Here is a 22,912-nt window from a genome sequence, read left to right on the forward strand (position 1 = left end):
TTGAGGGAAATATATGTACTTATGGTTGGAACTGATCGGTTTGCTGCTCCTTATCCTAGTCTCAGCGCAACTATTTTCTAATGCGTTAGAACATTTAGGTGAAAGAATACAAATATCTACAGGAGTAACAGGATCAATTTTTGCAGCAATTTCTACTGCACTTCCAGAAACTATGGTACCGCTATTGGCAATCATTGCAGGAACAAGCGACCGGCAAGTTAACGAAGAAATTAGCGTAGGAGCCATATTAGGTGCTCCTTTAATGTTATCTACTTTGTCCACTTTTATTATGAATATTTCAGTGATTAAAAAGCGGGGTATGAAAGGGTATATCTCCCCTGAAATAACCGGTTTTAAGCGGGATTTGAACTTTTTTTTGGCAGCATTTTCTTTTGCGGCATTAGCCATGTTTCTTCCTTTAGAGCCCAATTATCTACGCATATTAGTTTGTCTTGTTCTTATATCTCTTTATTTCATCTATTTATTACTGACTTTTAATGCTTCAAATGCATTGGTGGAAAATGGACATGCTGTGATTAGCAATGAGCCTCTTGTACTAAGTAAAATTGGTTTCAAAACAAATATTAAAACCATTTTAATCCAGCTTTTTCTAGGTCTAATTTTATTGGTATTCAGTGCAAAAGGTTTTATTCATGGAATTCAATCAGGAGCCAATTCTCTTGGCGTACCCGTGTTACTTTTATCATTACTCATTATTCCTATAGCTACCGAATTGCCTGAAAAGGTGAACAGCGTCATTTGGGTAAGAAAAGGTCAAGATACATTGGCGTTTGGTAATATAACGGGGGCTATGGTTTTTCAAGGTACATTGCTTCCAGCCTTAGGGATTCTTTTAACACCATGGGAACCTTCTAGAATAGTTCTAACGGGTATTCTTGTAACCTATATTGCAACTGCTTGGTTAAGGATTAATATTTCAGCTAAAGGTATTAAAATTAATCTCTTGTTTTTTAATTTAATTTTGTATATTACCTACCTTATAATTGTTCTTTTATAATGAAAACTTCTTTACCGAGAATTTTTTATTAATAATTCTCGAGAAATGAGGCCAGGCTATTGTATCAATAAATAATAAGGATTTTAGCGCAGTGGAGTATATGTTTTATGAAATTTGATGTCATTGTCCTGGGCAGTGGAATAGTAGGGGTATCAGTTGCAATTCATTTACAAAAACGAGGTCGTTCTGTCGCATTAATTGATCTAAAAAATCCAGGTTCTGAAACATCATACGGGAATGCAGGGTTAATACAACGTGAAGGCGTATACCCTTATGCGTTTCCAAGAGAGCTTTCCTCTTTAATAAAATATGCATTTAACAGTTCCCCTGATGTTCGATATCATCCAGCAGCAATTCTTAAGCTAACTCCCTTTTTATGGAAATATTGGCTCAATTCAAATTCTTTACGACATACTCAAATTGCTCGTTCTTACGCAAATTTGATCCAACACAGTGTAACAGAGCATCATTTTTTAGCTGAAGCAGCAGGATCTAAAAGATTATTTCGCTCAGGCGGATGGATCAAAATCTTTCGAACAGTAAAAAAGCAAGATAGTGAAACAAAATTTGCAGAAAAATGCAAAGAAGAATTTGGTATTCAATATGAATCTATCAATTCAAACCTATTATCAAAGATGGAGCCCGATCTAGATAAGTCATTGCTTGGTGCTTTACGTTATACCGATTCTGAAGCAGTGACAGATCCAGGGGAACTTGTCAGGTCCTATGCAAATTACTTTAAAGAACTGGGAGGATATTTTATCCTTGGCGATGCACTGACTTTATGCAACCAATGGACAGTTAAAACGGATCATGGTGATCTGCATGCTGATTCCGCCGTAATTGCTTTAGGCCCGTGGTCAGATGTTCTATGCTCAAAATTAGGGTATGATTTTCCATTGGCAGTGAAAAGGGGATATCATATGCATTATGGTATTCGCGATAATGCGCAGCTGAACCATCCAATACTTGATATTGAAAATGGCTACTTATTAGCTCCGATGACTCGCGGAATCCGTCTCACAACAGGTGCTGAATTTGCTGCCCGTGATTCACGAAAAACGCCCATTCAACTTGATTTAGTAGAGCCCATTGCACGTAAGCTTTTCCCCATAAATACACGTCTTGATGAATATCCATGGATGGGTTGCAGACCTTGTACTCCAGACATGCTTCCAATTATTGGGCAAGCACCAAAACATGACAAACTATGGTTTGCTTTTGGTCATGCCCATCATGGATTGACTTTAGGACCTATAACTGGGCGTTTACTTGCAGAAATGATGACCCAAGGGGAGTTAATCACCGATCCAGCACCCTTTACTCCCACTCGATTTAAAATTTAGAATGTACCATTAAAACAGGATGAAAAATTTAACCGGGTTACATTTTGGAGTGGACCTTAAGGAGTGATTCATGCAAGAGCCTGTAACTATTATTACCGATGTTAAAGAAAACGAGACTATTTCCAAAATTATCAATGAAAATTTAAAAAAATTTAATGAGTCCCTTATTGGAAAATATGAAGCAAAGCCCTTTATTATCTATGCAGAAAATAGTGCGAGTGAAACGGTTGGAGGTATTAAAGGTGATGTTTTCGGAAATTTATGCAGAGTGTTTACTGTTTGGGTAAGTGAAGAATACCGTCAAAAGGGATTAGGCAGAAAATTATTCACTCAACTCGATGCTTTTGCAAAACAAAGTCATTGCAACACCATTCAATTGGACACGGCCGAGTTTCAAGCAAAAGGTTTTTATGAAAAATTAGGTTATCATGTCATAGCCACTTTGCCCGATAATTTTATGGGCCATACCAGTTACATTTTAAGAAAACATTTAGAGTAGAAATTTGTGATAGGGGGGATTAAATATTCATCTGTCTTTCATCCATTATGATGCGCAATTGTGCCAAGTTCTTGGCTATGGAACCCCGTGCTTCCTATGAAATTTGATAATAAGGTCCATTTAAATTAAAGTAACGAAATACCCCTGAATCTATTCTGCTTGAGAATTTTGATGATACGGTCATTAGTCTTGGTTTTCTTTTGTTTTTCTAGCAGCATCGGAAACACGAACAGTCAAATTTTAGTACTTTCTGGTGGTGATAATCCGGGACTGAATCACTATTCCCAATATTTACAAACTAAAACCCTTTACGATTTCCTAGAGAAACAATATGGAAATACTCGAGTGAGCGTTTATTTTGGAGCTGGAAACAATGATCAAGAGCAACCAATTCCATTAGATGTCCATCAAATTACCAATACCAGACAGAACAAATATGATAAAACAGATCACATGTTGACTGGTATTATTTCCCACAATCAAAGCGCCACTAAAGAACATGTGACTGCGTATTTTTTATCGCCAAAAATAAAAACATTAAAGGAAACTGATAATTTATTCTTGTTTGTAAGCGATCATGGAATGCCGTATGGGTTTTTTGAAGATAAAAGCACTAATCCTTACAGCAATAACTGCATTGACTTATGGCACTTTAAAAAACCATTTATAAATAACTTTATAAATGAGAAAAATTTTTATCAATCCTGCCTCTCTAAAAATGAACTCAGTTCACTACTGGAACAAATTCCCAGCCAGCACATTATATTTGAGATGTCACAATGCTATTCAGGCGGTTTCCATCAATTATCGGTCAAGCTTAAAAATGGTTATCCCAGCGCTAATCCTAAAATTTGTGGATTTACTGCCACAACGCCCGAACATTATGCTTCAGGGTGCACAGCCGATGCGGACGGTGCGACTTACCAGGGCTATGAACGTTCATTTACTGAAGCATTTACTGGATTAAGTATATTGAGTGGTAAAAAAATAAAAGAACCATCAGAAGATTTAATCTCCGCACATCATAAAGCAATACTAGACGATATGACTGTCGATATACCAGTAAGTACCTCGAATTATTATTTATTATTATGGGCTGATTATTTTATGAAAGATCAGTTTGATTCGCGTATTGGAAATTTTAATTCACAAGCCATTCAAAAACTATTTCATCATTATCAGGATGAATTTAAAACAATCAATAATAAAGACTTAAACCAATTTATTAATTTAAGCAAAGCCAATGAAAATAAAATTATTTCTATATTCCCCGTTGCAAAAAATTTTATACAACTATCTATAAGCCAGCAGACAAAGAAAATAACCAATCTTGAGCAACATATTAAAGAGCAGGGTAAGGAGTTGGAGTCCATTTGGGATGGCATGATGAATCTTTATAGAAACGTCATTAATCCCACTTGGCGAAATAGTTTAGAACACCATGAAATAAACAATTTAAATTCAAAATATTATCAGTTTGAACAAGAATTTTATCAAGTAATTATCAATCAAGGGCTCTATAAACATCCTTACCAATTAGATATGTATTACTTACAATATTTATCAGCCAAAAATAATGATAAGGATTTGATAAATTATCATAAGAATAGGTTACAGATCATTAGAAAATGGGCTATGGAACAACACAACGCCACTTTAATAAACACTATAGAGTACTTTGAATCTTTAGCTAAAAAACAGCAGACATTACAAGAGCTTATCGCTGAAGAGGAAAAAAACAAACAGTTACTTAAACGAATTCTAACATACAAAAAAGTAATAGCAGCATGGGTCACTTTGATAAAAATTAATGACAAAATCGCTTTGGATGAACTGCAAGGTTTATTGTCCTGCGAACATTCTAAACTTTAAATAATAGATAAAATACTTAAAAATGAGATAAATGTTAACGGCTGATCGTGGTAATAATTAAATACCCAGCTAAAAATATTCCTATCAAAAAAATCATAGCCGATAATAGAAAATCGATAAAAGTTGTGGGTTGAAATATCTCAGATTTAATTTGAAGTTCTATTTTTTTAAATTTGATAATGGCTAAAATACCAACAATGGATCCAATAATGATTAATGTAATGCCAAATAATGCAGAATAATCTGGTGCTCCATTGTGAAATTTTAATTCAAAATTTGAATCTATATCATCGACTTATTGATTAATCAATAAAGAACGAGGTATCAGCTTTCTTTTTTAGATTTTGGTCTCAAATGCCCCAATCTCATTAAGTCTGATTATCAAAATAATCAGACTTAATGCCATTTATACCCACTCGTCCTTTCTAAATAATTCTGCCTGATCGGTATTTTGAGCTTGTATTATATTCAAGTCATTAAAAATTCTTTACTCTAGATTATGCTCGTGATAAAGAGGCTTTTTCTATCTTTAGGTAAAAAAATGCTTTTCTTTTCTTAAATACCCCTGCCTCTTCTTTTTCTAATGAATCGTTATACCCTCTGGCGCAATTAATCTGCCAAATTAGTAGCGAGATTTTACTAGGGAATTCTATCAATGTTAATGCACTCATCCGTGTCTTTTATTCACGAGATCTAATGCATCACATAGAAACCGACAGTGCACTAAAAACTATGATACAAAGTATTCATGAATATTGCCAACAACATAAAAATTGCTCAAATAGTATGGTATTGCTCGCTTTGCTATATCAGTTCGGGGTTGGTTGTAAACGAGATTACACGATAGCTATTTCCTACTTAGAGAATGCAATTCTTTTAAACAATCCTCAGGCCATGTGCCAGCTAGGCGAAATTATACAATTTTTTACCCAATGGAGAAAAATATTCATCTAGAATTCTCGCTTTATATGAGAATGCTATTGATTTGGGCAATGCTAACGCTATGTTTTGTCGCGCCCACCGCTTTCAAATTGGTTATAATGAACCTGAAAATTACCCTGAAGCTATTATTCTCTACGAGCAAGCTATTCAACTCGGTCTTGCGGATGCAATGATGTATCGTGCCATAATGCATGAGGATGGTTTAGGCGAACCTTGTAATTTTCCAGCAGCAATCAATCTTCATGAGCGTGCTCATCGTTTAGATAAAACTTTGGGTGCAAGCAATATTTCCTCTCTTTTTAGAAGAGAATTTTTTGACAAGAAGATGATTGACCAACTTGTCGATATTATATGGGATGATTTAATCAACGGATTGACATTTACTGAACATACACTTAAAAAATGCACGAAAGAAATTATAAAACGATTTTATGACCAAAACCTAAATACAAGCGTTATTTTTTTAAAACAATTACAAAATAATTCCAATCATCCTATGGTTTTTGTCCTTAACGAAATAGGCTTTGATATTAAAAATCAATACCATAATGTACGCAATACACATCTTACATTTTTTTCTTTATGCAAATATCCAGGCTCAAGTTTGCATAACATGCCTAAAAACATGCGAAACCTTATCAATTCTATCGTACACCCAGGAGCTGAACACGATGAAACTGTTAATAATCGTACGCGTTGCTCAAATCCTTAATCAAACCATTAATGGCTCTATAAAATCCTTTGAGAGCCTCCAATAAAAAACTACAACTGAGAGTTTCAGCCTGGTTATGGCACTATAGAGTTAATATTATGGTATACACATGTCCTATTCAAATCCCTTTCTATTCAAAAAAACCTGTGTTTATAAGAATTCGGATATAATTATTTTAGCTTCCATTTCCTCTGCAATGTTTCCTGATCAGTACTTTTGATCATTTGATATGGGTATCAGTGTATGTTTTCATCTTCATGTATAAACCCGTTAATAAGAGTCTTGGCTGCAGCTTTTCCCATTTCTTCCTTGGGACAAAAATCCATAGCTACTGCAAAACCAATTTCCTTAAGTGGTTCACTCCATAAGGGTTCTTTGTTTAGTATGGGTTTTATGTTGTCTAATAAAGAATCTAGAAAAGAGTCATCCATAGCAAGTGAATGCTCCTTTTGAGGATTATTCATGAGCATTTCAACTATGGTGGTATAAAGCGCATATTTTAAAATATACAGGGCAAACTCATGGGAATCATCTTCTTGATCGGGACAAATTTTTTGCGTCTGCCGATACAAATGTGTGACAATGTAATCATCAGGACTAAATGCGTTCTTCATGAATTCCATCTTTGTTGCATGACGTACTTCGCAGCGAAAAATATAGTATTGTTCCTTCGAGGGGTGGGATTGAAGGGTAACTATTTTAAAACATCCCTGAAAAACACAGATCGGATCCCAAAGGCTTACTAAGAGTAGTGTTTCAACGTTGATATCAATATCACTCATTTTTTAAGTCTTACAAAAAAATTATTCTTTTAGTTTCGACAGGACATCTTTTTGTATTTTAGTTTAACACAGACTTTTTCAGTTAATGGATACTACCTGCTGAATTTTTCCACTAAATCGTGCACCAACAGTTAGAACAGAAGGAAACCGTTTGAGAACCGGTAGTATTAAGTGGGTTGCCCATGGATTCATCATCGCCAATTGGGCAAACAAAGAGGCAGCAAAGATACGCTTACGAAAATATCTACGCCATTGTTTGGTATAATATAATCCCGCATCCGTATGGTTGATTCTTTTAAGATGTAATTCAAATTGAGTCAAGCAATGAGAAAGTAACCAGGCAGATTGCATGCCCATGCTAATTCCTTCCGCAACTATTGGATGAGCCTCACCTGCCATATTCCCAACAAAAAAAATTCCATCCTGATAGCATTTTCGAATACCTGGTCTAATTGGCCCTGCGGCCAACCAACTGTTTACACGTTCTGCATCACCCAAAACTTCCCTAACGCCACGTGATTGACGTAAAAGGTATTGGTACGTGATCTCCCCTGCTTTTAAGCCAGGATTCTTTAAACGCAAATCATGCAAAACATCACGGCGTATGCAACATGATAATGTTACCTTTTGCATGGAACTATGAACTATTCCGCCATAACCTCCGGGAAAAGCAAGCAAAGGCATTAATCCCATTGGTAAATTAGAGTTTTTAAAGTGGGCTTTAAATGCTAATAAATCCGATGGTTTATGAGTATTATTTTCTGGTTGATGGATTCTTTTTTCCCATGAACCATGGGCAATGACAATGAGCTTGGCGGTTAATGCAGATGTTTTGTTATTTTCTTTGATGAAACAGATAAAGTTGCCATCCTGCGATCGTGTCAATGATATGGCTTCACAAGGCTGCCAAACCTGAACCCCTTTTAATTGGGCTTGGTTCATTAATTCTGTATCAAGGTACTCTCGGGCCAGAGCCCTTCCCCATGGTTGCGTCGAGGTTTTTGAAGGTGGCATGTCCGCTGTTAAAATTGCATCGCCAGCATATAAACCAATTTTTTGTATCTCTGGACCCCCATAGGTCTGATAAAAATCATGTAAGCCCATCTTTTGGAGTAGAGATAAACTCGTTGCAGAGATAAATTCACCGCAAACCTTCCTACGAGGAAATTTTTTTTTCTCAAGAAGCCCTACTGACCATCCCGCCTCAGCCATTAAAATGGCTGTAGTTACACCAGAAGGCCCTCCACCAATGATAAGAACATCCAGTGTCATCGTTTCATTCTCTTTATTTCAAAATAAGAACACTCCACCAAAAAGGAAAGTGCCATTTAATTTTATAATTTGTTATATTTGCTTTTTTCATTAATGAATCTAATTCTTTGCGAACAAAGCTTTTACGAATGGATAACAAACCGTCCTGAATAATAAGGCGGTTATGGAATAATATAGGACTTAGTATTTTATAATGCCAATAAGCGACAAAATGTCGATGGAGATCATTGATAATGATAGCCTTTCGTGCGATATCATGGGCTTTTATTAGAAATAAGATCAATTCCTCATCATCCAAATGATGACAAACCAAATTGAGTAAAATAATATCTATCTCTGTCGTCATTTGAAGATTAGGTTGCTGCTGTAATTGAAATTCTACTCGAGTGCTGCCATTTTTTTGTTTCCATTCGCTTAATTCTTTTTGCGCCAGTTGAATCGCCTCCTCCGAAATATCCAAACCAACCATGCGCATATCCGGATAATACTTGCCCAGGTTTAACAAAAATAAGCCACCGCCGCAGCCCACATCCGTTAAAATTGAATTAGAGGGAAATTGTTGAAGTAAAGTAACAGTATTTTTAAACATCCCCATCATTTTATTGATATTAAATAATTTTTTTAACGAATCCTCATATTCCTGGCAAGTATAAAAGTCCTTACCCAGATCAATAATTTCTTTTTCCTTGGACCGTACTCTGAATGGTTGCATTTTGATCTGAAGTGATGATTAATTTTTTATTCTGCACCGTACTATTAAATAAAGCAATAAGCGATGTATGCTATAAATAAACCATAATCCATTACAATATTGCTAATAAAGGATTGTTTTTGATAAGGAAAATGAATGCAAGCACAAATTACTGCAATTGGAACTGCAACCCCTCCATTTAAGCGAACACAGGATGAAATTGCCGATCTTATTTCCGAAGGTTTCCATCTAAATGAAGTACAAAAAAAAGTGTTAAAGAAAATTTATAGATCCTCAGGTATCAATACCCGATATAGCGTCTTGACTGATTATTGCAATAAGCCAGGCAAATTCGAATTTTTCCCCAATAGCCCCAACGCAAGTTTTCCATCGACTATGCAAAGAATGAAATTATATAAAGAAAATGCACTCAATTTAGCCATCAACGCTATAGAAAACTGTTTGCATGGGGTCAATTTTGATAGGGGTCACATTACTCATTTAATTACAGTCAGCTGTACAGGGATGTATGCTCCAGGAATAGATATTGAAATAGTACAAAATCTAAACCTAAATCCCTCTGTAAAACGTACTGCAATAAACTTTATGGGTTGTTATGGGGCTTTCAATGGTTTAAAGGTGGCAAATGCATTTTGTCAAACGGAGCCTAATGCGAATATACTCTTGGTTTGCATTGAGCTTTGTACCATTCATTTTCAAAATACGTTTAGTATAGAAAATATTGTTTCGAATGCTCTATTTGCTGATGGAGCGGCAGCAGTTTTGATCCAGAAAAATACGGATTTCAGCAAATGCTTAAATATTGAATCTTTTTATTGTGACTTAGTGCCTCAAACGAATCAAGAAATGGCTTGGTCCATTTCGGATAATGGATTTGATATTGTATTGAGTTCTTACGTACCTGATGCCATTCAATCCGGTATTTTACTTTTTACTGAAAAACTACTACAGCAGTCCAATTATTCTTTAGATGATATTGATTATTACGCAATTCATCCAGGCGGTATTAGAATTTTACAGGCCTGTGAAAAAGCCTTGAGCATAGACTCTCAAAAAAACCAAGCTTCATATGGTGTATTAAGAGATTTTGGAAACATGTCTTCAGCAACTGTACTATTCGTTTTAAAATCTATTTGGGAAAAACTAGAGGTAGGTGATGAATCAAAACGGATCTTCAGCTGTGCTTTTGGTCCTGGTTTAACGCTGGAATCTATGGTTCTTAAGATAAGTTTCCAATAAAGAGCTATAAATAATACTTATTTATTTTATTTCCTCCTATATGGACTATTATTATCCTTTAATTGTTCTTAAGAGAATTATCTAAATGTCCCTTAAATTCATAGCGCATGTCATCCTTTTCTCCTTTTTCATAACATTGAATTCGCAGAACCATGCTCAAGCAAGCATACAATTTTTTTATTCCAATAATAAGGATGTTCTCAGCATGGAAGAAGCTTTTCATCATTTAAGAGGTACAGAACAGAAAAAACTTAAAAAAAAGGCGCATCACATTTTACAAAAGCAACATCTGGAACTTGGAAAATTTAAAAACACAATTGGAGTGTATACTTATCAAAATAGTTCTAATACAACGGCTGAAAATGCAGAAATTTTTTATGCCTCACCCCTTCAACAATTAAATAAAAAAAATACGCTATTTATTTCCACGATTTTGGCAAAAAAATTGAAACAGGAAAGTGTTGCTGTTTTTATCCCAAATAAATCCTATAAAATTGCACATTTAAAGGTAATTTTTAAAGACCATAAACCCACAATTCAGCAGGTGGCTCAAATAATCCATCAGCTGCCTGACTCATTTTCTAAGGCCTACACTTTACATTTAAAGGATGTCCATTTGGGTTATCATTTAGCGGAAGTTCAATCAGTTGAATGGATTGGAAACAATTTAAATAGCTCCTATCTGAAAAATCGCTTTCCTTCGGATAAAATTCTAGCTGAGCTTGGTGAGGCATACTTGATTTTCAATAATGGGAAGTATGAGAAAATTCCAGATTTAAATATCTAATAAAAGCAAATTATTATTTGGAAAAGATTCAAAGAGATACTACAAAAATGAGCTTATTCTTCTTGCATAAATGTGTTAATTGTCTATTTTTTGGTAATAGCACTTAGAATATGGAGATAAATATCAAGGAGGAAGAGTTAATTCTCTAATATAGGATATTGCTGTTGTACTTTATTATTTTCTGTTTTTAAATGATTTTAACTTTTTGGAGAAAAATCATGAAAAAAATATTTCCAGTTTTATTGCTGACAACAGCTGTTTCTTCTGTATATGCATTAAGTACTGTAAGCGCTATCACCTCTTCCATAGGAGGTGGTGGCGGTGGATCAGGAGCTGGCGGAACTGGTGCTAGCGGAACAGGAACAGGTGGTATGGGTTCAGGCACATCAGGCACTGGCACATCAGGCACTGGCACATCAGGCACTGGAACATCAGGCATTGGAACAACAGGTACTGGAACATCAGGTACTGGAACATCAGGTACTGGAACATCAGGTACTGGAACATCAGGTACTGGTACAACAGGTACTGGAATAAATCCCAGTATCAATAATAATACTGGTATTAATAATACCGGAACAGATACAAATAATGATCTCAATAATAATACAAGTACCGATCTTAATAATGGAACCACTACAACTAATGGCACTGCCTACTAAGATATTGCCTCCTATTTTTTTCATAGAATTCACCAGAACTCGAGGATTATTTCCTCGAGTTCGAATCATTTTTTTTAAAAAAGATCGATTCACCTCTAACTTTCCAATTGAACAGTAATATCCTGAGCATCGGATTGACCGTGATCATCTACTATCCGTACTACAAATTTTCCTGGTTTTGCTTTCCATAAATAGGACTCCCCTGCTTTGGTTTTTGCGATAAAGGTTTCATTGATAAACCAGTAAATATTCGCGATACCCGCATCAGTTACAGCCGTTAATGGTATCGTATTGTTTTGTTGTGAATCAGCTCTAATTATGTAACTTATACCAGTCTGTGGTGAGGTAATGTGCGGAGTAATACCCATATTACCTGATAAAATACAATCGGGTTCATAAAATGGTGGGGTATGTCTTTGTATCCCAGCCTTTTTGAAAATGCTGAGTAGATCAGAAGGCCAAAATTCATAAACTTCAAATCGGGTCAATTCATCCATATGACAGGTACGCAAACCTGTTTTGCTATTAATGGCCACTTCTCGATATATCGTATCGGTTTTGATGGGGGATTTCCCAGGAATAAACCAACTCCACTCCCTGTCTTTACAATAACGTGTCGGTAACATTCCCGATGCTTTACACACTTCCACCTTTTTAAGATTCATTTGTTCCAGATGCTTTTTTAGGGGATGAATGGGACCTTTCTCATGTTTGATGGCATCAACTAATTCAAAAAATAAAGGTGCGGCAACGTCTTTACCTATAAATGCAGGATTTGATTTATTATCAAAATTTCCTATCCATACTGCCATGACGTAAGGACCAAAGGTTCCTATTGTCCAAGCATCCCTATAACCCGATGAAGTGCCTGTTTTCCAAGCTATTGGCAAAATCCCCCCTCTGGAAGTATCGTCTAGGCGGGGAGTATTTTGTAACATATCTAATACAAGGTAGCTGGCTTCTGGACTGAGTAAACGAATCCCCTCCTGTTTTTTTTTATTTTTAAAGGAACGTATCGGATGCCAAATCCCATCATTGACTAACATGGCATATAAACCAACTAATTCATTCATTGTTAATTCAATTCCGCCTAAGCTTAATGAGAGTCCATAGTAGGATTCCGATCGTAATTGGCTAATCTGCGCTTTTTCTAATAGCTGGTGTAAAGATGGATTATTTAACTGGCTTGCTAGATAAATTGCCGGGATGTTACGGCTCAACACTAAGGCATCCTTTGCTTTGATAGGTCCCATAAAATCGTAATCAAAATTTTCAGGGTTGTAACCATTAAAACTATGAGGAACATCTTTTAAAACGGTATTGGGGTGAATAAGCCCTTGATCCAAAGCCAATCCATAAATAAAAGGTTTCAGTGTTGATCCTGGGGATCTTTTTGTTTCTATACCATTAATTTGTCCACTAATCGCTTTATTGAAGAAATCTGCAGAGCCTAACATTCCTTTAATGCCCATATCCCTGGTATCTACGAGCAAAACCGCGGCGTTATTGACACCCAGTCCCTGTTTTCTGGCGAGGTAGTGCTGTGTGATTCGCTCAAGGATCATTTGGGTGGCATAATCCAATGTGGTATCTATGCTTTGTTGATCCTTAGAAGAGTCCTGCAATATTTTATTCACAAAATGAGGTGCATTGAAGGGAAGCATATGGGTATTTTGCATCACTAACGGCAATGCAAACATACCTTTTTTATTAAGATCCTCCGGGTGATTGTTCAACCATTTTCCTAATAAATGTTCCCTGATTTTTTTTAATTCTTTATTATAAGGTGTCCTTTTACCGGGATTTTGTGGAATGATACTCATCGTTAAAGATTGAGGTAAACTCATTTCGTTGACCGATGTACCGAAATAAACCAAACTCGCGGCCCCTACCCCCTCTATGTTGCCACCATAGGGTGCAAGGTTTAAATAAGCTTCAAGGATTTCCTCTTTGTTATAATGCATCTCGATTTGTACGGCACGAATGATTTGCAAGATTTTTCCTGAAATTGTCTTTGAATTCATACCATATCGCATCCTTGCAACTTGCATCGTAATTGTCGAAGCCCCTATTCTTCGTGTTTGGGCACCATAAGTTTGCCAGATGGCCTTTACTGTTGCCCAAGGATTAACACCATAATGCCAATAAAAATATTGATCTTCTTGCAATAAAGTGGCTTCTACCAGTTGTTTTGAAATTTGTGATAAAGGAGTAAATAAACGATATTTTTCATCTTGACTCAGGGTTAACCTTAGTAATTTATGATGTGAGTCATAAACCGCCCTAGAGAAACTCGTGCCTTCTAGTAGCGTGGGTTTTGGTAAAATAAATAAAAGGGCACATGCGCTGACAAACAACGAAATAAGGATTATGCTTAGTTTTTTAAATATTTTATTCATAGTCGCTATTATGCACTAAATCGAGTAAAATTAGACAAAAATTTTTCAGCTCCTCTACCACCCGGGATAAATGATGAATAAAAATCCACTGTCTCCATTCAAAAAGGCATTTTCATCTGTTTTTGGAAAATTAAATTGGCGCAGCCCACCATGGATTAACTATTTGGGAACCAAATCAAAAACCTCTCCCAAATTATTTTGGGGAAGTAGCCTAATCATTGTTCTCATTCTATGTGCAGTGGGTTATTCTCTTTATTGGTATAACAATTTACCAAAACCAATTTATACTACAGCTCAAATCACAGTTCCCGATATAACGCCCAATTCTGAAGAACAATTAATCCCGAATAATTTAATTTTGGATTTTGGAATAAAAAACAACGGGTTCATCAATCAATCCGTCGCCCCGCTTAACCAAATCGGCAAAACAATCACATCAGGAATAGAAATGTCGCCTCAAATTCCTGGTTCCTGGACCTGGAATACAGACAGCCAATTGGTTTTTACTCCTTCTGAAGACTGGCCAGCGGGACAAAAATTTACAATTCATTTTACACCTGATTTTTTTGCACCTACTGCCAATATGGACAGTCATACGTACTCCTTTACGACTCACCCCTTTAGTGGAACCATTACAGAATTCAAACTGTATCAAGATCCTGTACATGTTGAAACAAGAAACGCTGTCGCGACAATTGAATTTAATTATCCCGTTAACCCTCAAAATCTGGAAAAAAATACTATTTTGGCTTACCAAACCAAATCAGGCGCAGGTGAGAAGCTTCCTTTTCATTTTACTTACGATAAAAACAAACGAATTGCATACCTTCATTCTGACAATATAAAAATAAATGAGGTAGCTCGATATTTAAGGCTCACACTAAATAAAAATGTGAGTTCCTCTACCGAAACAGCCTATTTGCAAAAGGAATTATCCAAAAATTTATTAATACCTAGCGCACAAGATTTTCTAAAAATTATTTCCGCCTCTGCTTCTATTGTGCGTAATGAAAAAGACAGGCCCGAACAAGTCCTCACCGTTGAAACCTCATTAGGAGTTAATGAAAAAGAATTTAATAAATCAGTCCATGTTTATTTATTGCCTAAAGATAGACCTGCAACAACTTCAGAAGCAGCAAAGGAAAATTATTCCTGGCAAAATCCGGGGGAAGTCACTAAAGCGATTCTTTCTCTAGCCAGCCCTATGCAAAAAGAAGTCATTCCTACAGAGCAAAACTATTCCTCACTGCATAGTTTTAAATTCAAAGCAGATGCCCCTCGCTATATCTACATTAAGATTGACAAAGGCATGAAAGGTTTTGGTGATTTTACTTTAGGGAACGGATATGAAGCGGTTATTCCCGTCCCTGCCATTCCTCAAGAAATCAGCTTCCTACATAAAGGGTCCTTATTGGCATTAAGTGGAGAAAAGAAGCTTTCAGTACTCGTACGAGGCGTACCTGCGGTCAAATTTGATTTTGCGCGTGTATTGCCAGAGAACATCAATCAATTGGTCACGCAAACTCAGGGAGATTTCAATAATCCCTATTTTATTAACCCTTCATTTAACCAACAAAATATCAGCCAAATATCTTCAGAGATACAGGAATTTGATACCTCTGACTTGGGGAAACAACAATATACCGCACTCGACTTTAGCAAGTATTTAAGCATGAGTGCAAATAATCTGGGCCCACAAGGTTTATTTTTGTTACAGGCTACAGGTTGGGATACTACAAATAAAACCGCTTTAGATGTGAAAGCTTCACGGATGGTATTAATTACGGATTTGGCATTGCTCGTTAAAGACAATCAAGATGGCGGCCATGATGTATTTCTAAATTCAATTACCCAAGGAACTCCAGTCGCTAATGCAACAGTGACTATTTTAGGTAAAAATGGTTTACCTATATTATCCCGTATCAGTGATGCTCAAGGACGAGTAAATTTCCCTTCTTTGAAAGACTTTGTTGATGACAGAGAGCCTACTGTTTATTTGGCTCAATTGAACAACGATATTTCATTTATTCCCTTTAATAATAACAATCGTCAACTTAATTTTTCAAAATTTGACATAGGTGGCCTCTATACTAACACTCAAGACGCCCATAGCTTAAGCGCTTATCTATTCTCGGATAGAGGTATTTACAGGCCTGGAGATGCCGTACATGTAGGGATGATAGTCAAACAGGCTTATGCACAGCCTCAGCCAGGAGGATTACCACTTCAGGCGACAGTGGTCGATTCAAGAGGAACGACAATCAAAGATGAAAAAATAACTTTGAATGATTTAGGCTATATGGAACTCGATTTTAGAACAAATTCGAGCTCACCAACGGGGCAGTATATGATCAATTTATATCTGGTCAAGGATGGATACCCTCAAAATTTACTAGGTTCAACCACTATTCGTGTCTCAGAATTTTTACCTGACCGTATGAAAATTACCACCAGGTTATCTCCAAAACCTTTTGCTGGTTGGAGTTCACCTCAAGGATTGAAGGGTGAAGTTAATCTTTGGAATTTATACGGTGCTCCTGCTGCGGATAGAAAGGTCAGTTCCAAAATTTTATTAGTGCCTCAAAAAATTGAATTTGATTCTTACCCAGATTACGTGTTTGTTGATCCTTTATTAGATCCTAAAAAACCTCCTAAGGTGTTCACTGAAACATTAAATGACACTAAAACAAATGATAAAGGTGAAGCCGAAGTTGATTTAAACCTTGAGCGCTTTGAAAAAGCGACTTATCAGTTAACGTTTTTTGCTGAAGGTTTTGAATCGGAAGGTGGTCGTAGTGTTACCAGTCAGACGAAAACTTTGATAAGTCCTCTACCCTATTTTGTAGGATACAAAACAGATGGAGACTTATCTTTTATTAAGCAAAATAGTTCAAGAAGTGTGAATTATATTGCTATAAATCCTGAATTAAATAAAAAAGAACTGAAGGATTTAAAAATACAGTTGGTTTCACTACATCCCGTGACAACTTTAGTTAAGAAAGCAGATGGTACCTATCAATATCAGTCTGTTATACAATCGACAATTGTGAGCACTATTCCATTCAATATTTCAGAACAAGGCACAAATTTTGAATTACCCACACAACAAATAGGCAACTTTTCTTTAAGCATTCTTGATAAAGACAATACAGTACTTAACCAACTAAAGTTTAGTATTGTAGGAGCGAGTCAACAGCCTTTGGCTAAAAATGCCGAATTGTCCATCAAACTTAATAAAACTGAATACCAATCTAATGACAACATTGAAATACAAATTACTGCACCTTATACGGGTTCAGGCTTAATCACTATAGAACGTGACAAAGTTTATGCAGCGCAATGGTTTAAAACGAATACGACGAATTCAGTGCAGACCATCCATATCCCTGCAGATTTTCAAGGAGATGGCTACATCAATGTTGCTTTTATCCGGGATTGGAATTCACCCGAAATATTCATAAGCCCACTAAGTTATAGCGTGGTACCTTTTACAGTGAACCATGATAATCATGATATAAAGATAGATCTCAAAAGTGCAAAAATTTCACGTCCTGGTGAGCCTTTCACCATAGATTATCAAACAAATAAACCAGGAAAAATAATAGTATTCGCAGTAGATGAGGGCATATTACAAGTTGCACGATATGAAACGCCGGATCCATTATCATTTTTCTTTCAAAAACATGCTCTTGAAGTATTGACCCAGCAAACTATGGATCAAATTATGCCTAAATTTATTCAAGATCGAGAACTTTCTGCAGTGGGAGGAGACAATGGTGAAGAAGGCATGGCCAGCCGTTTAAACCCTTTTAAGCGAAAAACAGACCAGCCTGTTGCTTATTGGTCAGGGATCATTGATACCGATTCCAACCCGCATCAATTGGTGTACCAAATTCCTGATTATTTTAATGGCTCTCTACGAGTCATGGCAGTAGCCGTATCTTCTGATTCAGTTGGATCAAATGAGACATCAGCCGAAATTCGCGGAGACTTTATTATTAATCCCAATGTCCCTACTTTTGTTGCACCAGGGGATGAATTCGAAATTTCATCATCTATTGCGAATAACATTAAAGGCTCTGGTGCACATGCTTTGATCCAGGTTGCATTGACTGCTTCCCCTGAAATCGAAATTATTAGTTCACCCATACAAACGCTGGAAATTGCCGAAGGTCGTGAACAAACAGTTCATTTTAAAATCAAAGCCAAATCTGTTTTAGGAGCTGCGAAATTAAACTTCAAAACCAGTATGAATAATAAATCAAGTTCCATGAATGCGACGCTTAGTGTCCGACCGGCCATGCCTCTTAGCACCTATATCAACAGTGGTAAATCAAATGATTTGCAAAAAACCTTAAATATAATGCAAACCTTATATCCCGAACATCGGAATGTAAACGCAACATTATCGACCAGTCCCATGATTCTCATTTTTGGTTTGCAACGGTATCTTGATAATTATCCATATGGATGTACCGAGCAGTTAACCAGTAAAGCACTCCCCTTGTTGGCTATGAACAATCAAGCTGGGTTTAGTGAGGAAACCCAAAAAGTCCAGGAAAAAGTAAATGATGTAGTTCAAATGTTAAGTCAGCGCCAAATGTCTCATGGTGGGTTTAGTTATTGGCCTGGATTGAATGACAACCAAGGAAACGATTTTGCTTCAGTTTACGCGATGCATTTCTTAACGGAAGCGAAAAGCCAAGGGTTTAATATTCCCTCCGATTTATTTTTTAATGGTATAAATTACCTTAAAACTTTGGCTAGCCAAAATGCCTCGGATAAGGACTCTGCAAGAATTCAAGCTTATGCCATCTATATTTTAACCCGTAATGAGATAGTCACTACAAACTTTCTCGCTAATCTTCAATTGTACCTGGAAAAGGATAAAACCAAAGATTGGCAAACAGATATCATGACAGCCTACATTGCTGCATCATATCAACTGCTACAAAGCCATGATGAAGCCAATCAATTAATTGGTTTGTACAAGCCTCAAAGTAATCAAGCTTATGTGACTGATTTTTATAACAGTGCAATTGCGGATGCTCAATATTTGTATCTTGTTGCCAAACACTTCCCTAACTTACTGCCTCAAGTAGGTGATGCGCTGGTAAATCGTTTAACTCAGGCGATGAATAATGACGAAATCAATACAGTCTTGTCAGGGTTTACCAGCTTGGCTTTAGGAGCTTACCATCCCAATGGCCAAACCTCGGCTTTATCCATGACAAAAATTATAGTTAATAATAAGGAAGTGAACGTTCCCTCAGATAATCCAGATTATCAAAAAATTAATCTTGATCCTGATGTATTAAAAATACGCTTTAATAATCCCAATAAACAAACATTTTTCTATCAACTCCTGCAATCAGGTTTCAATCAAGAACTCCCACATGCCCCTATAAAACAGGGATTAGAAATTTTTAGGGAATATAAAGATGCAAAAGGGAATGTCCTTAATTCAACTACTCTTGGAAGTGAAATTGAAGTCCATATTCAAATTCGCGCATTAGGTCATGATTACTTATCCAACATTGCAATTGAAGATCTGTTGCCTGGTGGATTTGAAGTAGTGGCTGATTCTTTAAAAAATAATCCTATGGATTATGTTGACGTTCGTGAAGATAGGGTCAATTTTTTTGGTGGTGTGGAGTCTGCAGCAAAAGAAATCGTTTATAAAATTAAAGCGGTCAATATAGGAAAATACATTGTTCCACCTGCTTTTGCTGAAGCAATGTACAATCCTAATACAAAATCATTTGGTGCCTCTTCGATTATCACAGTCACAGAGACGCCATAATATTGAATTTTGCTTAAATGTAGTTTAAATAATAGTCTGGGTAGAACAGATTGTCTCAAATAAAAATGAGTGAACTGCATACCCGGAGTAAAAAAACTGTTGTCTCAATTTGTACCGGTGTATTTTTCATGAATAGTTTAAAAAAGAACATTAGTCGTTTTATTTTTATGGGGAGATGGTTACAGCTTCCTCTCTATTTAGGTCTCATTTTAATATTGGCAGTTTATGTTTATCGCTTTATGCATGAATTGTATGAGTTAGTGATTCACCTGAATAACATCAATGATACGCTAATCATGTTGGGTGTATTGGATTTAATTGATGTGGTGATGATTGCAAATCTTTTGATCATGGTTGTCATGGGAGGTTATGAAACATTTATCTCTCCCCTTGCTCTCGATTCACATCCCGATCAGCCAGAATGGCTTGATCATTTAGATGCAGGTGCAATGAAAGTAAAACTGGCTCTATCACTCATTGGGATATCCTCAATTCACTTGTTAAGAACTTTTATTGATCCGAATAAGTTGAGTAACTATTCAGTGATGTGGCAAGTAATTATTCATCTAACCTTACTTGTTTCTGCTTTAGCTATTGCATTCACGAATCGAATGCTAGTCCAAAACAAGCCTCATTGATTGGTCAGACGTCCAAAGTAACCCCATTCAGGGAAAGAATGGGATTGTTATCTCTTTCAGCTTAAATATTTTTTTTCTTATTTGATTTTATTCGTGCGACATCATAAATGGTTATAGGTGATTGGACCCCTTTGACTTTTACACGTAAATGACCGTTTATTTCAATTTTGTTTTTAACTTCCTCATAAGTGGATTCAGAAATTAAAATTTGCCCTCCAAGACTTAGATCTTGGATTCGTGAAGATAAATTAACTGATGCCCCTATAGCACTGTATTGCATTCTTTTTTTGGATCCAATATTACCAACAACAGCGCACCCAGTATTAATACCGACACCCATGTCGATATGTGGTAAACTTATCTTACTGTTTGTTTCATTCAATTTTATTAATACTTCTTGCATTTCCAGAGCACAAGCTACTGCTCGTAGGGAATCATCGCCTGATGAAAAAGGCGCACCAAAAATAACCATAATTGCATCACCAATATATGCATCCACGATTCCATGATGCTTTTCGATAACAGGAACCATTTTACTGAAGTAAGTATTTAAAAGAGAAACCAATGTTTCTCCCGGAATGGATTCAGATAAAGGGGTAAAATTTCTTAAATCGCCAAACATAATGGTAATTTTATTTTCATAACCGCCTAATTTTTGGAGTGTGGGAGATTTAAGAATGGTGTTGATTACTTCATCAGACATATAAAAACTGAATACTTTACGAATGAGCTTATTGCGCATCTCTAGTTGTTTTTGGACTTTTTGCAATAATATGTTTGTCTTACGAAGAGTAAGCTCATCCTTCACGATATTGGCAAGACTTTGCAAAAGTTCCAGTTGTTTCGAATCAAGCTCTTTTGGCGAAGTATCTGCCAGACAAAAAGTTCCAACATTATATCCTTGCGAATCAGTCAAAGGTACGCCTGCATAGAACCGTAAAAAAGGATCTTGTAGCACAAAAGGGTTGTTGGCAAACCGTTTGTCATCAAGTAAGTCGTTAATAATTAAAGGATCTTGCTTTTTAATGGTTTCATTACAAAATGAGATACTTCGTGGTATTTGTTTTAAATTTAATCCATGCAGTGCTTTAAACCACTGTCTTTCTTCATTAAGAAATGATATAAAACAAATTGGAATATTAAACAAATCAATTGCTAATCGGACCAATCGTTCATAACTTTCTTCTGGATCTGTATCCATAATTTTTAATGTATGAAGTGCATCAATTCTTTTCTTCTCTAAATCATGATGAGGATCCGTTTTTCTCGCTTTCATGACAAACCTTACTTTAATGGCTAATCCAATAAACTGGTTAGACCTGTATATAAGTCATTATAGATGAAAATAGAAGCGTCCTTTTGCATCAGTTACGATTCATGGTATTCTTTGTTTCATTTATGTCCTTTTAATTAATAAAAATGTTTACAGTCAAAAGAGAAAATGATCAGCCACTACAATTAAAAAAAGTAAATGAGTATGGAGAATATATTCCATTCCCAGGAGTTACGGTCATCTCGGCATGCTACCCTGAACAAAAAGAATTTTGTGAGACCATTTATAAAGCATTAGTAAAAAACCCATCACTTCTGAATTATTTTGCTCCTCTTCCTGCTGACAGTTACCATATGACCACCATGAGCTTAGAAACGGAACAACAAATTGGCTCGGACTGGACTCAGTTCATCAATGACAACTTATCTCGTTATAAGAATATGAATCAGGTTTTACAAAAAAAACCGATATATCCTTCTATTGAAAGAATGGAAGTGCGCATTGGTTGGTCAATTTCTTTAACGTTACATTTACCCCAACAGCAAATAATACATATTAAAGAAACTGCAGAATCATTAAATATTGAAAAAACCATCCCTAAAGTTTTTCATATGACACTCGCTTATTCAATCCCGAATACCCAGATTCCAGAGGAGTTAAAAATTGATATTACCAAAGAGTTAAATACTGTCATTGGGAATACCCAATTGCCAATAAAAATAGCTCAACCGACGCTCTGTTATTTTCATGATATGACTTCATTCCCAGTCTGGGATGCAGAGAAAAATCCCTTCACTCAAACATCTTTTTCTTCTCATCGTTTATTCAGTTTTATTAGTGATGAAACGAATAAAGCAACTGCGTCTTCTGAAAAAATACTAGAAAACACATTGGCCCATTAAGTGAGTCATTTCAGTTGAAATAAATTGTTCAATCTTATATTGTTGCTCCTTAAT

Annotated in this window: 17 protein-coding genes; 12 read left to right on the top strand and 5 right to left on the bottom strand. The window is 36.0% G+C overall.

Annotation, left to right across the window (positions count from 1 at the left end; all coding sequences use genetic code 11):
* The first annotated feature begins 13 nt into the window (after positions 1 to 13).
* The 6 genes from BU07_RS0110235 to BU07_RS0110260 all read left to right on the top strand — a co-directional run bounded on the left by BU07_RS0110235 (position 14) and on the right by BU07_RS0110260 (position 6,389).
* Positions 14 to 1,018 carry a sodium:calcium antiporter gene (locus BU07_RS0110235; RefSeq protein ID WP_031565758.1) on the top strand — a complete coding sequence of 335 codons (1,005 nt, stop codon included), beginning with the start codon at positions 14 to 16 and terminating at the stop codon, positions 1,016 to 1,018.
* Between the two features lie 107 nt (positions 1,019 to 1,125).
* The gene (locus tag BU07_RS0110240; protein ID WP_031565760.1) at positions 1,126 to 2,364 is read left to right on the top strand and encodes an NAD(P)/FAD-dependent oxidoreductase; all 1,239 of its coding nucleotides are present in this window, start codon (positions 1,126 to 1,128) and stop codon (positions 2,362 to 2,364) included.
* A gap of 70 nt (positions 2,365 to 2,434) precedes the next feature.
* Positions 2,435 to 2,863: a GNAT family N-acetyltransferase gene (locus BU07_RS0110245; protein WP_031565761.1), complete on the top strand. Its 429-nt coding sequence runs from the start codon at positions 2,435 to 2,437 to the stop codon at positions 2,861 to 2,863.
* 171 nt (positions 2,864 to 3,034) lie between these two features.
* Entirely contained in the window at positions 3,035 to 4,735 is a 1,701-nt protein-coding gene (locus BU07_RS0110250) for a hypothetical protein (RefSeq protein ID WP_242601865.1), read from the top strand.
* A 696-nt stretch (positions 4,736 to 5,431) separates the two neighbouring features.
* Positions 5,432 to 5,689: a sel1 repeat family protein gene (locus BU07_RS16765; protein WP_035899047.1), complete on the top strand. Its 258-nt coding sequence runs from the start codon at positions 5,432 to 5,434 to the stop codon at positions 5,687 to 5,689.
* Between the two features lie 31 nt (positions 5,690 to 5,720).
* The gene (locus tag BU07_RS0110260) at positions 5,721 to 6,389 is read left to right on the top strand and encodes a tetratricopeptide repeat protein (RefSeq protein WP_133134455.1); all 669 of its coding nucleotides are present in this window, start codon (positions 5,721 to 5,723) and stop codon (positions 6,387 to 6,389) included.
* 236 nt (positions 6,390 to 6,625) lie between these two features.
* On the opposite strand, the gene BU07_RS0110265 is transcribed toward BU07_RS0110260, so the two are convergent.
* The 3 genes from BU07_RS0110265 to BU07_RS0110275 form a co-directional block, all read right to left on the bottom strand.
* Complete coding sequence (locus tag BU07_RS0110265; RefSeq protein ID WP_031565768.1) at positions 6,626 to 7,171, bottom strand: hypothetical protein; 546 nt, start codon at positions 7,169 to 7,171, stop codon at positions 6,626 to 6,628.
* Positions 7,172 to 7,249: 78 nt separating this feature from the next.
* Entirely contained in the window at positions 7,250 to 8,443 is a 1,194-nt protein-coding gene (locus tag BU07_RS0110270) for an NAD(P)/FAD-dependent oxidoreductase (RefSeq protein WP_031565770.1), read from the bottom strand.
* A gap of 13 nt (positions 8,444 to 8,456) precedes the next feature.
* The gene (locus BU07_RS0110275; protein WP_031565772.1) at positions 8,457 to 9,155 is read right to left on the bottom strand and encodes a methyltransferase domain-containing protein; all 699 of its coding nucleotides are present in this window, start codon (positions 9,153 to 9,155) and stop codon (positions 8,457 to 8,459) included.
* A 135-nt stretch (positions 9,156 to 9,290) separates the two neighbouring features.
* Between BU07_RS0110275 and BU07_RS0110280 the strand changes: the two genes are divergently transcribed.
* The 3 genes from BU07_RS0110280 to BU07_RS17550 all read left to right on the top strand — a co-directional run bounded on the left by BU07_RS0110280 (position 9,291) and on the right by BU07_RS17550 (position 11,843).
* On the top strand, positions 9,291 to 10,394 hold the full coding sequence (locus BU07_RS0110280) for a type III polyketide synthase (protein WP_031565773.1): 1,104 nt from the start codon (positions 9,291 to 9,293) through the stop codon (positions 10,392 to 10,394).
* Between the two features lie 205 nt (positions 10,395 to 10,599).
* Positions 10,600 to 11,181 (top strand): hypothetical protein, encoded by a 582-nt coding sequence (locus tag BU07_RS0110285; protein WP_133134454.1) that lies wholly within the window; start codon positions 10,600 to 10,602, stop codon positions 11,179 to 11,181.
* 218 nt (positions 11,182 to 11,399) lie between these two features.
* Complete coding sequence (locus tag BU07_RS17550) at positions 11,400 to 11,843, top strand: hypothetical protein (protein WP_051635532.1); 444 nt, start codon at positions 11,400 to 11,402, stop codon at positions 11,841 to 11,843.
* A 95-nt stretch (positions 11,844 to 11,938) separates the two neighbouring features.
* On the opposite strand, the gene pbpC is transcribed toward BU07_RS17550, so the two are convergent.
* Positions 11,939 to 14,242, bottom strand: a complete 2,304-nt coding sequence (pbpC, locus tag BU07_RS0110295; RefSeq protein WP_031565777.1) for a penicillin-binding protein 1C — start codon at positions 14,240 to 14,242, stop codon at positions 11,939 to 11,941.
* A gap of 73 nt (positions 14,243 to 14,315) precedes the next feature.
* On the opposite strand from pbpC, the gene BU07_RS0110300 reads away from it, so the two are divergent.
* Together BU07_RS0110300 and BU07_RS0110305 are read left to right on the top strand one after the other, a co-directional pair.
* Entirely contained in the window at positions 14,316 to 20,045 is a 5,730-nt protein-coding gene (locus BU07_RS0110300; protein ID WP_031565779.1) for an alpha-2-macroglobulin, read from the top strand.
* Positions 20,046 to 20,173: 128 nt separating this feature from the next.
* Positions 20,174 to 20,683, top strand: a complete 510-nt coding sequence (locus tag BU07_RS0110305) for a TIGR00645 family protein (RefSeq protein WP_031565781.1) — start codon at positions 20,174 to 20,176, stop codon at positions 20,681 to 20,683.
* Between the two features lie 61 nt (positions 20,684 to 20,744).
* Here BU07_RS0110305 and BU07_RS0110310 read toward each other — a convergent pair whose 3' ends face one another.
* Positions 20,745 to 21,959 carry an adenylate/guanylate cyclase domain-containing protein gene (locus BU07_RS0110310; RefSeq protein WP_031565783.1) on the bottom strand — a complete coding sequence of 405 codons (1,215 nt, stop codon included), beginning with the start codon at positions 21,957 to 21,959 and terminating at the stop codon, positions 20,745 to 20,747.
* Positions 21,960 to 22,102: 143 nt separating this feature from the next.
* On the opposite strand from BU07_RS0110310, the gene BU07_RS0110315 reads away from it, so the two are divergent.
* Complete coding sequence (locus BU07_RS0110315; protein WP_051635533.1) at positions 22,103 to 22,858, top strand: DUF1868 domain-containing protein; 756 nt, start codon at positions 22,103 to 22,105, stop codon at positions 22,856 to 22,858.
* Positions 22,859 to 22,912 lie beyond the last annotated feature (54 nt).

The organism is Legionella wadsworthii DSM 21896 = ATCC 33877, assembly GCF_000701265.1.
Lineage (GTDB): Bacteria > Pseudomonadota > Gammaproteobacteria > Legionellales > Legionellaceae > Legionella > Legionella wadsworthii.